This window comes from Streptomyces sp. NPDC051776 (assembly GCF_040681345.1).
In the GTDB taxonomy this organism is placed as follows: domain Bacteria; phylum Actinomycetota; class Actinomycetes; order Streptomycetales; family Streptomycetaceae; genus Streptomyces.
Map to the genome: position 1 here is coordinate 20253 of NZ_JBFAYQ010000027.1, position 14909 is coordinate 35161.

Genomic DNA, 14909 nt, shown 5'->3' on the forward strand with positions numbered 1-14909 from the left:
GCCGTACCGGATCGCCGGGTGCGGCCGTACCGGATCGCCGGGTGCGGCCGTACCGGATCGCCGGGTGCGGCCGTACCGGATCGCCGGGTGCGGCCGTACCGGATCGCCGGGTGCGGCCGTGCCGGATCGCCGGGTGCGGCGGGCGTCTTCCGGTCCTCCGCCCGCCCCGTCCCGCCCCGCTCCTGCTCGAACCCACCCACCGGGCGGCACCCGGCCGCAGTCCCCGGGCCGCATCGGACGAGGCGCCCTCGGGGCACCGTGTTCCGCACCCGTTGGCTCAGGTCTCCGTCCGGTACATCAGATCCGCTGCGTGCGTGACGAAGCCCAGCCGTTCGTAGACCGTCACCGCCGGGGTGTTGTCCGCGTCCACGTAAAGCATCGCGGTCGGCAGGGCCTGGGCCTCCAGATGCCTGAGGCCCACTGCGGTGAGGGCCTTGCCCAGGCCGCCGCCCTGCTCGCCGGGGACGACACCCAGCACGTACACCTCGCCGAGCTGGTCCTCGGCGTGGATCTTGGTCCAGTGGAATCCGACGACCCGTTCGCCCTCCGGCTCCTTCCGCACCGCGAGGAAGAAGCCCTCCGGGTCGAACCAGGGCTCGCCCTTGCGGTCGTCCAGGTCCCGCTGCGCGAGCGTCCCCTGCTCCGGGTGGTGCGCGAAGGCGGCGGCGTTGGCGGCCAGCCACGCCGCGTCGTCCTCGCCTGGGCGGAAGGCCCGTACGGTCACGCCCTCCGGCAGGATCGGCTCCGCCAGGTCGAGACCGGCCAGCGGACGCCGCATCTGCCGCAGCTCACGGAAGAGCGAGAGGCCGAGGACCTGTGCCAGGTGGCGCGCCGCCGGGTGGCCACCGTGCGCCCAGAGCCGCAGCCGCTTGCCCGAGGTTTCGAGCAGCGCAGCGCCCAGAGCCCGCCCGTGGCCGCGCCCGCGCCGCTCTGGGCGTACGACGAGTTCGGCGGCCGGGGCTTCGACCGGATCGGTCTCTTCGAGCTGGGCGTATCCGGCGAGGAGGCGTCCGCTCTCGCCGTCGTCCTCGCGCAGCAGCAGGTGCCGCACGCCGTCGCGGGCTCCGCCGCGAAGCTGCAGGCGGCCCTGTTCCGACACGGCCTGCTGCCCGTCGACGCGAGCCGCTTCCCGGAGCAGTTCCAGTACGTCAGGCATCGCGTCGGGCCCGACCTCGTCGAGAACCTCGATGCTGCGCGCGGCGCCCGTACCGTCCACCAGATTGCTCATGACCTGAGCCTACGACCAGGTGCCTTGGTGGCGGACCACCCGGGCGCGGGCGGGATGCGGGAAACCTCGGGAGGAGCGCGCCGGGCGGGGTTCACTTGTGCGCCGGGCAGCCGTTCCGGGGCGCACCGAAGGCGGTTCATGTGCGCGCCGGGCAGCCGTTCCCGGGCGCACCGAGAGGCCGTTCACGTGCGCGCGCGGCGGCCGTTCGCGACCCGCGGAGTGCGCACCCGGCGGCCGTTCGCGACCCGCGGGCGTCCGGACCCCGGGCGTTCGCGCCCGTACAACGTGCCGGGCCCCGCATCGGACGGGCACGCGCACGGACCTCCCGTCACGGAGGCACCTCCACGGCTCGTACGGGGTGCGGCGCGCTCCGGGCAGCCGTGCGCCCGGAGTTCGTCCGGCCCTCGCCGAGGCGCTCCCGCCCACGACCATCAGACCAACTCGCGGCATTCGTCACTGTTGTCCGCCCATAGGGGTGATCATCCACCCAGGTGCAATGTGCTCGTTACCTCAACAGTCCTGACACGCTACGCGCGTTGACCGTAGGCTGCCCCCAACCCGAGACCGTCGTTCCGCGGCATCTCGCTGTCCACGAAGGGGAACTCATGCCAGCGACACCTCAACGTCGCCGCGCCGCCCGCCGGTTCACGGCAGGTGCGGCCGTGCTGGCCGCCGCGGCCGGCGTCCTGACCGCCGCCCTGCCGGCCGGAGCCGAGACCACCGACCGTCACGGCGGCGGCCACGGCCGCACCGTCGACGTGCAGTTGCTCTCCTTCAACGACTTCCACGGGAATCTGGAACCCCCGGCCGGCTCCTCGGGCCAAGTGACCGAGCAGAACGCGGACGGCAGCACGACGAAGATCGACGCGGGCGGCGTCGAGTACCTCGCCACCTCGCTCCGCAAGGCGCGCAAGGACAACCCGTACAGCGTCACAGCCGCCGCGGGCGACATGATCGGTGCCAGCCCGCTGGTCTCCGGGCTCTTCCACGACGAGCCCACCATCGAGGCGATGAACAAGCTCGACCTGGACGTCACCAGCGTCGGCAACCACGAGTTCGACGAGGGGCGGGCCGAACTCGCGCGCATGCAGAAGGGCGGCTGCCACCCCAAGGACGGCTGCTTCGAGGACGGCAAGGTCTTCAAGGGCGCCGACTTCCCCTACCTCGCCGCCAACGTCACGGACGAGAAGACCGGCAAGCCGATCCTCAAGCCGTACACGATCTGGAAGAAGCACGGCGTCAAGATCGGGTTCATCGGGGTGACCCTGGAGGGCACCCCGGACGTCGTCTCCGCCGAGGGCGTCAAGGGCCTGAAGTTCCACGACGAGATCAAGACGGTCAACAAGTACGCCAAGGAGCTGGAGCGGCGCGGCGTGAAGTCGATCGTCGCCCTCATCCACGAGGGCGGGTCGCCCGCCTCCCCCAACTACAACTACGACTGCGACAGCCCCGGTCCGGGCGACGGCATCTCCGGCCCCATCTCCGACATTGCCAAGGGCATCACGCCGAAGGTCGACGCGCTGGTCACGGGCCACACGCACCAGGCGTACGTGTGCACCGTCCCGGACCCGGACGGCAAGCCGCGCATGGTCACCTCGGCGTCCTCGTTCGGCAAGCTCTACACGGACACCACGCTCACGTACGACCGCCGCAGCGGTGACATCGTCCGTACGAAGGTCGACTCGGCCAACCACGTCGTGCGCCGCGACCAGCCCAAGGCCGAGGACATGACCTCGCTGATCAAGCGCTGGGACAAGCTGGCCGCGCCGATCGCGGGCCGCCCCATCGGCTACATCTCCGCCGACATCCCGGGCCGCGGCGCCACGACGCCCGAGACGCCGCTCGGCGACCTGATCTCGGACGCGCAGCTCGAGGCCATGGCCCCGGCCGACAAGGGCGGGGCGCAGATCGCGCTGATGAACCCGGGCGGCATCCGATCCGACCTGGTGCACAAGGCGTCGGGCGGCGAGGGCGACGGCGTCGTGACCTACGGCGAGGGGTTCACCGTCCAGCCGTTCACCAACATGATGACCGCGATCGACCTCACCGGTGAGCAGCTCATCACCGCGCTTCAGCAGCAGGTCAGCGGCGCGAACGAGGCCTCGCCCAGGATCCTTCAGGTCTCGAAGGGCTTCACCTACACCCTGGACATGACGAAGTCCGGCGCGGACCGCGTCGTGAAGGACTCGGTCAAGCTCGACGGCGAGGCGATCGACCCGGCGAAGACCTACCGCGTCGCGATGAACGAGTTCCTGTCCGGCGGCGGTGACGGCTTCGCGGCCTTCAAGGAAGGCAAGAACAAGCTGGTCGGAAAGTCCGACCTGGAGGCGCTCATCGCCTACTTCGGCGAGCACTCCTCGGCCTCCGAGCCCCTGGCCCCGCCGAAGGCGGACCGGATCGAGGTCGTGAAGTAGCGGTCGCGACCGCAGCGGATCCGCGGTCGTGAGGCAGCGGCCGCCCTTCACCACAACCGCACCACCACCGCACTACCGGCGACGGCCCGGCGGGACACCACCCCGCCGGGCCGTCGGCGTCCCGCCGTCAGGCCCGTACGCCCGTCGGGCCCGTCAGGCCCGTCAGGCCCGTCAGGCTCGTACGGCCGCACGACTTCATGAGCCGTACGGCCGCGCCGTCGGCGCATGGTTCGGCGTCTCGCGGGCACTCCGGAAGTGACCCCACGGGGACGGTACGGCCACCGCCGGAGCCACGGACACGCCATGGACATCGTCGAGGAGACACCCCACCGCTTCCGGATCGCCCGCGACGGCCCGATGAGAGTGCCGGGCATCGTGTTCGCCTCCCGCGACCTGCTGCCCCGGGGCGGCGAGGCGCTGGAACAGGTCGTGAACGTCGCCACGCTGCCCGGCATCGTCACCGCGTCGTACGCGATGCCCGATGTGCACTGGGGCTATGGCTTTCCCATCGGCGGCGTGGCGGCCACCGACATCGACCGGGGCGGCGTCGTCTCGCCCGGCGGCGTCGGCTTCGACATCTCCTGCGGGGTACGGCTGCTGGCGGCCGGCCTCACCGCGTCGGAACTGACGCGGGCCGCCTTGGAGCGGCTGATGGACGGCCTCGGCCGCGTGACCCCCCGGGGCATGCGACGCGGCGCCGTCTGGCACCTCTCCGGACCGGACGAGCTCGAGAACGTCCTGGCCGGCGGCTCCCGTTACGCCGTGGAGGCGGGCCACGGCGAGCCCCGCGACCTGGAGCGGTGCGAGGACCACGGCGCGGTCTCCGACGCCGACCTCGGGCAGGTGGGCGGCCGCGCCCTGGACCGCGGTCTCGGCCAGGTCGGCAGCCTGGGCTCCGGCAACCACTTCCTGGAGGTGCAGCAGGTCGCCGAGGTCTACGACGACGCCGCGGCGGCGGCGTTCGGGCTGCGCCCGGGCCAGGTCTGCGTCATGATCCACTGCGGTTCGCGCGGCCTGGGCCACCAGATCTGCACCGACCACGTACGGGCGATGGAGCCGGACATGGCGCGCCACGGCATCGAGGTGCCCGACCGGCAGCTCGCCTGCGCGCCGGTCGACTCGCCGCGCGGGCGAGCCTACCTCGGGGCGATGGCCGCCGCCGCCAACTACGCCCGCGCCAACCGGCAGTTGCTCGCCGACGCCGCCCGCCAGGTCTTCGCCAAGGTCACCGTGTCCCCGCTCGAGCTGGTCTATGACGTCTCGCACAATCTCGCCAAGTCGGAGCCCCACGATGTCGGGGGCGAGCCGCGGCGGCTGTGCGTGCACCGCAAGGGGGCGACGCGGGCACTACCCCCCGACCACCCCGAACTGCCCCCCGGTCTGCGGCCGTTCGGACAACCGGTGCTGATCCCGGGGACGATGGGCACGGCCTCGTACGTCCTGACCGGGGTGGCGGGCGGGACGGCGTTCGCGTCGACGTGCCACGGCGCGGGCCGCGTGCTCAGCCGGCACGCGGCGGTCAGGACGGTGCCCGGCAAGGAGCTGCGGGACCGGCTGGAGCGGCAGGGGATCGCCGTACGGGCGGGTTCCTGGCGGGGGTTGGCGGAGGAGACGCCGGAGGCGTACAAGGACGTGGACGCGGTGGTGGAGACGAGCGAGGCGGCGGGGCTGTGCCGGAAGGTCGTCCGGCTCACCCCTCTGGGCGTCGTCAAGGGCTGACGCCGCCGCGGGAAGAGAAGTATCCACGGACCGGACGTCGTTCGACGGACAGGATGTCGTCACGGGACGGCCGCCGTTCCGCGGACAGGACGTCGGCACGGGCCGAAATCGGCACGGGCACTATGTCGTCATGGACCCGACGTCGCCGCAGGCTGATCGACCGTGCGGACCACGGTCGCCCCCGGTCGCACCACGCGGCCGGACGCCCGCGGCCGGACCCCGCGGCAGGCCGCTGCGGCAGGCTCTCCGGCGGGGCATCGGCCCGGACCCGGGGTGGGCCCCGGATCAGACGTCGACGGTCACCGCGCACGACCAGCGTCCGTGCTCGGCGGCGAAGCGCAGCCCGTGCAGCGCCACCGCCTTCGGCTGCGCGCCCACCGCCTCCACATGTTCGGTGCCGGTCACGGCGAGCCGCAGGTCCAGCGCGCCCTCGGCGGCCACCGGCTCCTCGTCGCCGGTCTCCGCCCCAATGGCACCCGCCTCCGACCCGGAGCCGCCCTGCGCTCCCTCGCCCCCCTCCGTCTCGACCTCAGCGGCCTCGACCTCAGCGGCCTCGATGTCGACCGGCACGTCACCGTGCACTTCCAGCCGATAGATCACCTCGTCCAGCACCGCGAGCAGTATGTCCTCGGCCGGTCCTTCGGGAACCGACACCGTCACCAACCGCTCGGGCCGCACCCCCGTCACATCCGCGAAGGAATCCACCAGACCGAGTACGGCCTCCGCGATGCACTCATCGCGCGTAGGCGCCCAGGCCTCGATGCGGATGTCAGCGGTATGGGGGACCGCGCGGTGGCCGCGCATGGGCGTCGGCGTCGTCATGGAGGACCTCGTTGTCGGGGCCGGACAGCCTGCTGGCATTGCCGGCAAGGAGTCTAGGTTCGGCAGGCCCGGGTGTGACATCGGACGCACTGGCCGACACCCGCCCTCAGAAGTTGCGATCGGGGGTGGCCCACATGATCGGATGTTCCGATGCGAACCCCCACACGCATACCCCTGCGGCACAGCGCGCCCGACCCCTGCGCGGAGCCCGCGTACGCGGACGGCCCCTACGCCGAGGGCCCCTATGCGGAAGCCCTTCCGGTCGGTGCCACCTGGGCCGAACCCGCCCATGTCCAGGGCGAGTACGCGTACGCGCCGGCCGCCGAGATGGACAGCACCACGGCCCCCCAGGGCGGTTACGGCACCGTCCCGCACGACCCCGGTGTCCCATCGGCGTCCGCGCGCGCCACGCCGCGCAATCCGTACGAGGATCTGGCCGCGCTCGCCGATCCCGAGGAGGACTACGCGTTCTACGCCCCGGCTGACGACCGCGGTGACGACGACCCGCTGGGCCTCGGTCTCCGCGAGGACGGCGACGCCTCGGAGGATGCCTGGACCCCGCCCGACCACCGCCGGTCGCGCCGCCGCCGCGGGAGGTTCGCCGCGCTGCCGATGGTCATGAAGGCGGTCGTCGCAGTGCTGGTCGCGGCAGCGTTCCTGACCGTGGCCGATCGCTGGGCGGCGCTCTACGCGGAGAAGAAGGCCGAGGAGAAGCTCAAGAACTCCCTGCATTTGGCGGCGGATCCGGAGGTCGACATCCATGGCTTCCCGTTCCTGACGCAGCTGGCAGGCAAGCGCCTCGACCGTGTGGATGTGGCCATTCCCGATGTCGCGGCCGACCGCGTCTCTCTCGCGAAAGTGGAGGCGTCCGCGCGGAACGTCCGGTTGACCGGCAGTCTTCCCTCGTCCATCAAGGGGGCGGTCATCGGGCGTATGAAGGGCGAAGTGCTGCTCTCCTTCGATGACCTCAACCGCGAACTGGGCTCGTCCCAGGTGAGGTTCACCGAACGCGGACGCGACTCGGTCCGGGCGGTGGGGGCGCTGCCGGTGGCGGGCCACGAACTGCGCATGCAGGCCGAGGCGCACATCCGGCGTGTGGGCGGACGGGGCATCGAGACCGACATCACCGGGATGCGGCTCGACATCGCGGACGTGGCCACGTACCGGCCGGGCAAAAAGGCCGGGCTACAGCTCACTCATAAGGGCGCGGAGAAGGTCAGGCGCAACGTGGCGCAGGCCAAGGGGCTGCTGTCGGTGCCGTCACTGGCGCAGCGGTTCGGCGTGCCGGCGTCGGCCCTGGAGGCGACGCTGCGCAGCGACGAGCGGGTGAGCGAGATCACCGGGTCGCCGCGGTTCGTGAAGCGGGCCATGGAACTCAACCTCGTCGATGTGGTGGCCGACCACCCCTGGCTGCTGGAGAAGGTCGGCATCGACCGGTCGCTGCTGGCGGGGCTGACGAAGCTGACGCCCCCGGTGCTCGCGGAGCGACTCTCCCTTGCCTTCGAACTGCCGGAGGTGCCCGGGTACGTACGGCTGCGGAACATCTCGGTGGAGCGGGACGGGATCCGCGCCGACCTGTCCGGCATGGACCTGCCGCTCGGCGAAGCGGCCCGGGGACAAGGACCGTCTTCGAAGTAGCGTCGTCCGCCCGCAGGGCGGGCCTCGCGGCGTAGCTGGGGTGGGGGCACCTCCCAGCGGTAGCTGGGGGCCAGACGCCGCGGGGCAGACGGGACTTGAAGACGGTGCCCGGACCCACACGCGCCGGGTGCAGGTGTGGGGGGACGGTACGGCAAGGGGTGGGCCGGGTCGCTCGGCCCCGGTTGAGGCCGGGCTACTCCGCGGGGGGCCGGTCGGCCCCAGGGAGGGTGACGACGGCGACGGTCCCGCCGCCCTCGGCCGGACGGAGGGCCACCTGGCCGCCGGCCTGCTGGACGGCGCGGGCGACGATGGAGAGTCCGAGGCCGGAGCCCGGGAGGCTCCGTGCCGACGGGGAGCGCCAGAACCGCTCGAAGACATGCGGCAGTTCGTCGGCCGGAACACCGGGGCCGTGGTCCCGTACGGTCAGCTCGCCTGCCTTGAGGGCGACTTCGACGGAACGGCCCTTGCGCGTGCTGCCGGTGCCCGCCGCGGGCGCGTTCTTGTCCCGGGCCTCACCACCGCCCTCACCACCGCCCTCACCACCGCCCTCACCACCAACGTCACCACCGCCCTCGCCACCACGGGAGAACTTCACTGCGTTGTCGAGGAGGTTGATCACCGCACGCTCCAGCGCCGCGGATTCGCCGCGCACGTACCAGGGATCGAGGTCGGCCGTGATCGTCAGATCCTTGCCGCGCGGCCGAGCCCGCTGAACGGCCCGGTCGGCGATCTCGTGCAGCGCCACGACTTCCGCCCCCGCGCTCCCGGCCACCTCGTCGGCGCGGGACAGCTCCTGCAGATCGCCGATGAGCGCGGCCAGTTCGGCGACCTGGGCACGGACGGAGTCCAGCAGCGCGCGCCGGTCGCCGGGCGGCAGCGCGCGGCCGGTCTCCTCGCTGCGCAGCAGGAGTTCGATGTTCGTGCGCAGCGAGGTGAGCGGGGTGCGCAGTTCGTGCCCCGCATCTGCGATGAGCTGCTGCTGCCGGTCGCGGGAGGAGGCGAGCGCGGCGGTCATCGCATTGAACGACCGTGACAGCCGGGCGATTTCGTCCCCGCCCTCTGCCGGGATCCGTACGGCCAGGTCCTCCGTTCGCGCCACGTGCTCGACCGCCTCGGTCAGCCGGTCGACCGGTTTGAGTCCGGCCCTGGCGATCCACAGCCCGGCACTCGCGGCACCGACCACGCCGACCCCCGCGACGAGGCCGAGGACCAGCGCGAGCGAGCCGAGGGAGTCGTCGACCTCGCCGAGCGGTCGGGCCACCGACACGGCGGCGTCGGTACCGCGCAGGGGTGTGGTCAGGACGCGGTACTCGGCACCGTTCGAGCCCTTGGCGTCGTGCACGGCCTTGTCCGACGAGCCGGCCGCTACGGCGGTGTCCTCGGCCGTCACGTCCAGCGACTGGCGGCCGAAGACGACGCAGCCGGTGCCGTCGCGCGTCACGACCTGGACCGTGGAGCGGAACGGGTCGTCGAGGCCCTGCCCGTTCTGCGGGGGCGGGGTCGCCCGGCAGTCGCCGGAGTCGACGAGCGCGATGACGGCGCGGTCGGGGAACCGGCCGCGGCTGTCCCGCAGCGACTCGTCGAGGGAGTCGATCAGCGCCCCCCGCACCAGGAACCAGCACGCCGTCGCGCACACCGCCACCGCCACCGCCACGGCGAGCGCCGCGAGGAGGGCCAGCCGCGAGCGCAGCGGCAGCCGGCGGAAGCGGCTGGTCATGAGGCACCGCCGTCCGCGCCGCGCAGGGCGTACCCGACGCCGCGGACCGTGTGCACGATCCGCGGCTCCCCTCCCGCCTCGGTCTTGCGGCGCAGATACATCACGTAGACGTCCAGGGAGTTGGACGCCGGCTCGAAGTCGAAACCCCAGACGGCTTTGAGGATCTGTTCGCGGGTCAACACCTGGCGCGGGTGGGAGAGAAACATCTCCAGCAACGTGAACTCCGTCCGCGTGAGCTGGACCGCCCGCTCCCCGCGGGTCACCTCGCGCGTGGCGAGGTCCATCCGCAGATCACCGAACGACAGCACATGGTCCGGCGGTTCGGGCACCCCGGCGGACGCGGCGTACGAACTGCGGCGCAGCAGCGCACGGATCCGGGCCAGCAACTCGTCCAGCTCGAACGGCTTGACCAGATAGTCGTCCGCGCCCGCGTCCAGGCCGGTCACGCGGTCGCCGACCGTGTCGCGCGCCGTCAGCATCAGGATGGGCACGCGCACGCCGGACGCGCGCAGCCTCCGGGCCGCGGTGAGCCCGTCCATACGGGGCATCAGCACATCGAGCACGACGAGATCGGGCTCCAGGGCCTCGACCTTCTCCAGCGCCTCGAGCCCGTCGACCGCCAGCTCGGTGTCGTACCCCTCGAACGCGAGGCTGCGCCGGAGTGCCTCGCGCACGGCGGGTTCGTCGTCGACGATCAGGATCCGGTGGTCGCCTTCGGCGGGGCTCATACGGACTCGTACCTCGGTGGTCTTCTGCAGGAGGGCGGACACCGTCAGCCTCGCACGCCAGGGACGGCGGCGGAGGTTCAGCCGCCACTGCCGCCGTCCCGCAGGTCGTCGAGGATCTTCTTGACGTCGTTGACCGGGATGGCGAAGCCGAGGCCGATGCTGCCTGCGCTGCCGGACTGCCCGCCGGTCGCCGACGCCGGCGCGTACATGGCCGAGTTGATGCCGATGATCTGGCCTCGCATGTTGACGAGCGCGCCGCCTGAGTTGCCGGGGTTGAGCGAGGCGTCGGTCTGCAGAGCCTTGTAGGTGGTGGTGGATTCGCCGACGTCGCCGTTGTACCGGCCCCCGCCGAACTCGAAGGGCCACTGGTCGCCGCTGCCCGGCCGCCGGCCGTCGCCGTCCTCCTTCTGGACGGTCACCTCCCGGTCGAGCGCGGAGATGATGCCGCTGGTGACTGTGCCGGACAGGCCCTCGGGCGACCCGATGGCGACGACCTCGTCGCCGACCTTCACCTGGTCGGAGTCGCCGAGCGCGGCGGGCTTCAGCCCGCTGACGTTCCGCGCCTTCACGAGCGCCATGTCGAGATCGGGGTCGGTGCCGACGACTTCGGCGGTGGCGGTCTTGCCGTCGCTGAACCTGATCTTGATGGACGAGGCCCCGGAGATGACGTGGTTGTTGGTCAGGATCTCGCCGTCGGCTGTGGTGATGACGCCGGAGCCGGTGGAGCGGCCGTTCGGCGAGGTCGCTGTGATCTCGACGACGCTCGGGCCGACCGCACTGGCGACCGACGCCACGGTGCCGTCGGCGGGGACGGAGTTCGAGGTGAACGTACCGGCGACGGAGTTGCTGCGCCCGTCGCCCGTACCGGCGGCGAGATGGTCGACGAACAGCGCGGTGCCACCGCCCACTCCCGCGGCGAGGATGGCCACGGCGGCGATCAGGGCGACCGGCTTGCGTGCCCGGCGGTGCGAGCCGCCGAACGAGGGGATGACACCGCGGCTGCCGGCGTCACCGACACCGGCGCTACCCGGACCGCCGGGAGGAGCACCGGCGCTGCCCGAACCGCCGGGAGCGGCACCGCTCCCACCAGGGCCGACCGGAGCCGGACCGCCTCCGCCCGGCCAGATGGTGACGCCTCCGGGCCCGGCCACCGGCGGCTCGTGCCGGGGCCGCTCCGGGATTCGCGGCGCCTGATACGGATTGCGAAACGCATCGTTGTCGGTCATGCACCGACTCTCACCGCGCAAGATGAGAAACCTCTGAGACCGCCCTGAGAACCCGGGCAGAAGATCCGGGCCGGGGCGGATGCGGGAAGATCCGGGCCGGACGCGGATACGGAAGACCCGGGCCGGGGCGGCGCTCGGCCGGGACCTTGACGCCCGTGCGCCGGCGCCCGGAGCCGCTCAGTGGCAGCCGCAGGACTTGCGGATCACCAGCCCCGACGGGAACTGCTTCAGCCTCTCGCGCCGCGACCCGGCGACCCGCAGCCCGTCGTCCAGGACCAGGTCCACCGCGGCCCGTGCCATCGCCTCGCGGTCCGAGGCGACCGTGGTGAGCGGCGGGTCGGTCAGCGCCGCTTCCTTCACGTCGTCGAACCCCGCGACCGCCAGCTCTCCGGGTACGTCGATGCGGAGCTCGCGCGCTGCCCGCAGCACGCCGATCGCCTGGTCGTCCGTGGCGCACACGATCGCCGGGGGCCGGTTCGGGCCGCCGAGGAGTTCCAGCGCCACCTCGTACGCGTCGTAGCGGTTGTACTGGGCCTGGAAAAGGCGGCCCTCCGTCGGCCGCCCCGCCTCGCGCATCGCGCGCCGCCACCCTTCGACATGGTCGGTCACGGGGTCGCCGATCACCGGCGTGGACGCCACGCCGCCGAGGCACGCGACGTACGCGTGGCCGTGCTCCAGGAGGTGGCGGGTGGCGAGCTGCGCACCGCCGATGTCGTCCGTCACCACGGCCACGTCGTCGATCGCGTCCGGGCGCCTGTGCAGCAGCACGACGCGCGCGTCCCAGGCGTCGATCTCCGCGGCCGCGTGCTCGCTGGGGCCCTGGCTGACCAGGATGAGACCGGCCACGCGCATGCCGAGGAACGCCCGCAGATAGTGGACCTCGCGCTCGTCCAGGTAGTCGGAGTTGCCGACGAGCACCATCTTTCCGCGGTCGGCGGCGGCCTGTTCCACGGCGTGGGCCATCTCCGCGAAGAACGGCTGCCGCGCGTCCGGGACGATCATCCCTATGAGGTCCGTGCGCCGGGACGCCATGGCCTGGGCAACCCGGTCGGGCCGGTAACCCAGCTCCTTGATGGCGGCGAGAACCCGCTCGCGGGTGGCCGGGGCGACCGGCCTGGGTCCGTTATTGATGACGTAGCTGACCACCGCGGTCGAGGTCCCCGCCAGCCTTGCCACATCGTCACGCGTCACCTTGGCCACGGCGGGCAGTCTACGCGTGATGACTCAGCCCTTCGCCGGGCGTGCGGCAACGGCTTGTGCGCCGTTCCGCGCCACTTCTCGCGCCTCACCGCGTCCCGTACCCCCTCCGGTACCGCCTCCGGTACCGGACGAGCGCTCGCCCGGGCCCCCTCCGGCGGCCGCCGCCTCGGCCTTCTCGGCCTCCTTGGCGGCACGTTCCGCGGCCCGCTCGGCCTTCTCCGGGGTGACGAAGCGGTAGCCGACGTTGCGGACGGTTCCGATCAGCGACTCGTGCTCGGGGCCGAGCTTGGCGCGCAGCCGCCGTACATGGACGTCCACGGTCCGCGTACCGCCGAAGTAGTCGTACCCCCACACCTCCTGGAGGAGCTGGGCCCGCGTGAACACCCGGCCGGGGTGCTGCGCCAGGTACTTCAGCAGCTCGAACTCCTTGAAGGTCAGATCGAGCACCCGGCCCTTGAGCTTGGCACTGTAGGTCGCCTCGTCCACCGACAGGTCGCCGTTGCGGATCTCCGTCGGGCTGTCGTCGGCGGTGATCTGCTGCCGGCCCATCGCCAGCCGCAGCCGGGCCTCGACCTCGGCCGGCCCCGCCGTGTCGAGCAGGACGTCGTCGACGCCCCAGTCGGCGGTGACGGCCGCGAGACCGCCCTCGGTCACCACGAGGATGAGCGGGCTGCCGGGGCCGGTGGAGCGCAGGAGCTGGCAGAGCGAGCGGACCTGCGGGAGGTCCCGCCGCCCGTCGACGAGGATCACATCGGCACCCGGGGTGTCCACCAGAGCCGGGCCCTCCGCCGGTGCCACGCGCACGCTGTGCAGGAGCAGTCCGAGGGCGGGGAGGACTTCGGTCGAGGGCTGCAGGGCGTTCGTGAGCAGCAGCAGTGAACTCATCGACGGCCCCCTTCTCTCGCGGAAAGGTATCCGTATGTCCGGATCGTACGGCTCTGCACGGCTCGCACGCTTGGCTTGCCCATGACGTCGGTTCCTCCTCGGTCCCGTGATGGGGCACAACCCAGTGGCCTGGGGAAGTCTGCGGCACGGCTCTGTACCGTCGTACGGCGGCGGCCCCGCGCCACGGAGCACGCCCGTGCTCATCCGCGCACGAGGCGCCTGGAAGCACGAAAGGACCCGGGGGCTGCACTGCCCGGATCCTCTGTGCAGCAAGAATAGCCCACATGAGTTCCGAGCCGGGAGCCGCGTGTGCACGGTCACGTGTTCCCCCGATCACGTCAGGTATCCGCCATGGGCGCCGGAGCACGACGCTGCTGACGGACGACGGGGTGCGGATCGAGGCCGCGTACGAGCCCCGGGCGGGCGCCGCGGTCGGTGACGGCACGGCCGGTGACGCCGGGACCGCGGCAGGGCCGGGCGACGACCTCGCCGTCGTGGTCGCCCACGGCTTCACCGGCTCGCTGCACCGCCCCGCGCTGCAGCGAGCCGCGCACGAGTTCGGCCGGCACGCGGCCGTGATCACGTTCTCCTTCCGCGGCCACGGACGGTCGGGCGGACGCTCGACGGTGGGCGACCGGGAGGTGCTCGACGTGGCGGCCGCGGTGCGCTGGGCCCGGTCTCTCGGGCACACGCGGGTCGCGACCGTCGGGTTCTCGATGGGCGGCTCCGTCGTGATCCGGCACGCGGCGCTCCACAGGAACCCGTCGGCGGGTGCGGCGACCCGGCCGGACGGAATACTGCGGCCGGACGCGGCACGGCCGGGCGACGGGATCGGCGGCGCGCGGTCACGCCCCGGCGCACACACCGACGCCGTCGTGGCGATCAGCGCCCCCGCACGCTGGTACTACCGCGGCACCGCTCCGATGCGGCGGGTGCACTGGGTGGTACAGCGGCCGGTCGGCCGCCTTGTCGGACGGTTCGGACTGCGCACCCGTATCCATTCGAAGGACTGGAATCCGGTGCCGCTCTCGCCCGTCGAGGCGGTGCCGCTGATCCCGCCGGTACCCCTGCTGATCGTCCACGGCGACCAGGACCCGTACTTCCCGCTGGACCATCCGCTCTCGCTGGCCGCTGCGGCCCCGGAGGGCGCGGCCGAACTGTGGATCGAGCAGGGCCTGGGACACGCGGAGAACGCCGCGGAGGCCGCAGTGCTGCACCGGATCGCGGACTGGCTGGTGGCGGGCGGCTGAGCGGGTACCAGGGCGGCTGCCACCGTCCGGTCCCGGCCCGGCCGGGGACGCACGCCTCGCTCCGGCCACCCGCCGCACACGC

12 protein-coding genes are annotated in these 14909 nt (G+C 72.5%); 4 read left to right on the forward strand and 8 right to left on the reverse strand.

From position 1 onward, the window contains the following. Together AB0M26_RS20670 and mshD are read right to left on the reverse strand one after the other, a co-directional pair. The coding region (locus tag AB0M26_RS20670; protein ID WP_365263209.1) for a hypothetical protein at positions 1-200 on the reverse strand (200 nt) is incomplete at its 3' end. A gap of 77 nt (positions 201-277) precedes the next feature. Further along, positions 278-1156: a mycothiol synthase gene (mshD, locus tag AB0M26_RS20675; RefSeq protein WP_365263320.1), complete on the reverse strand. Its 879-nt coding sequence runs from the start codon at positions 1154-1156 to the stop codon at positions 278-280. Positions 1157-1833: 677 nt separating this feature from the next. Here mshD and AB0M26_RS20680 point away from each other — a divergent pair. Next, complete coding sequence (locus AB0M26_RS20680; protein WP_365263212.1) at positions 1834-3642, forward strand: bifunctional metallophosphatase/5'-nucleotidase; 1809 nt, start codon at positions 1834-1836, stop codon at positions 3640-3642. Positions 3643-3945: 303 nt separating this feature from the next. Then, entirely contained in the window at positions 3946-5361 is a 1416-nt protein-coding gene (locus AB0M26_RS20685; RefSeq protein ID WP_365263215.1) for an RtcB family protein, read from the forward strand. Positions 5362-5646: 285 nt separating this feature from the next. Here the strand turns inward: AB0M26_RS20685 and AB0M26_RS20690 are convergent, their stop codons facing one another. Then, complete coding sequence (locus AB0M26_RS20690; RefSeq protein WP_365263218.1) at positions 5647-6183, reverse strand: archease; 537 nt, start codon at positions 6181-6183, stop codon at positions 5647-5649. Between the two features lie 150 nt (positions 6184-6333). Here AB0M26_RS20690 and AB0M26_RS20695 point away from each other — a divergent pair, with 150 nt between their 5' ends. Beyond that, a complete protein-coding gene (locus AB0M26_RS20695) occupies positions 6334-7821 on the forward strand; it encodes a DUF2993 domain-containing protein (protein ID WP_365263221.1) in 1488 nt (495 codons plus the stop codon). 193 nt (positions 7822-8014) lie between these two features. Here the strand turns inward: AB0M26_RS20695 and AB0M26_RS20700 are convergent, their stop codons facing one another. From AB0M26_RS20700 to AB0M26_RS20720, 5 genes are all read right to left on the reverse strand, one after another. Continuing rightward, positions 8015-9538: a HAMP domain-containing sensor histidine kinase gene (locus AB0M26_RS20700; RefSeq protein ID WP_365263224.1), complete on the reverse strand. Its 1524-nt coding sequence runs from the start codon at positions 9536-9538 to the stop codon at positions 8015-8017. After that, complete coding sequence (locus AB0M26_RS20705; protein WP_365263227.1) at positions 9535-10266, reverse strand: response regulator transcription factor; 732 nt, start codon at positions 10264-10266, stop codon at positions 9535-9537. Before AB0M26_RS20705 ends, AB0M26_RS20700 begins: the two co-directional genes overlap by 4 nt. A gap of 77 nt (positions 10267-10343) precedes the next feature. Next, complete coding sequence (locus AB0M26_RS20710) at positions 10344-11492, reverse strand: trypsin-like peptidase domain-containing protein (protein WP_365263230.1); 1149 nt, start codon at positions 11490-11492, stop codon at positions 10344-10346. A 177-nt stretch (positions 11493-11669) separates the two neighbouring features. After that, a complete protein-coding gene (locus tag AB0M26_RS20715; protein ID WP_365263233.1) occupies positions 11670-12692 on the reverse strand; it encodes a LacI family DNA-binding transcriptional regulator in 1023 nt (340 codons plus the stop codon). 24 nt (positions 12693-12716) lie between these two features. Next, positions 12717-13577 (reverse strand): response regulator transcription factor, encoded by an 861-nt coding sequence (locus tag AB0M26_RS20720; RefSeq protein WP_365263236.1) that lies wholly within the window; start codon positions 13575-13577, stop codon positions 12717-12719. 284 nt (positions 13578-13861) lie between these two features. Between AB0M26_RS20720 and AB0M26_RS20725 the strand changes: the two genes are divergently transcribed. Next, positions 13862-14827 (forward strand): alpha/beta fold hydrolase, encoded by a 966-nt coding sequence (locus tag AB0M26_RS20725; RefSeq protein ID WP_365263239.1) that lies wholly within the window; start codon positions 13862-13864, stop codon positions 14825-14827. Positions 14828-14909 lie beyond the last annotated feature (82 nt).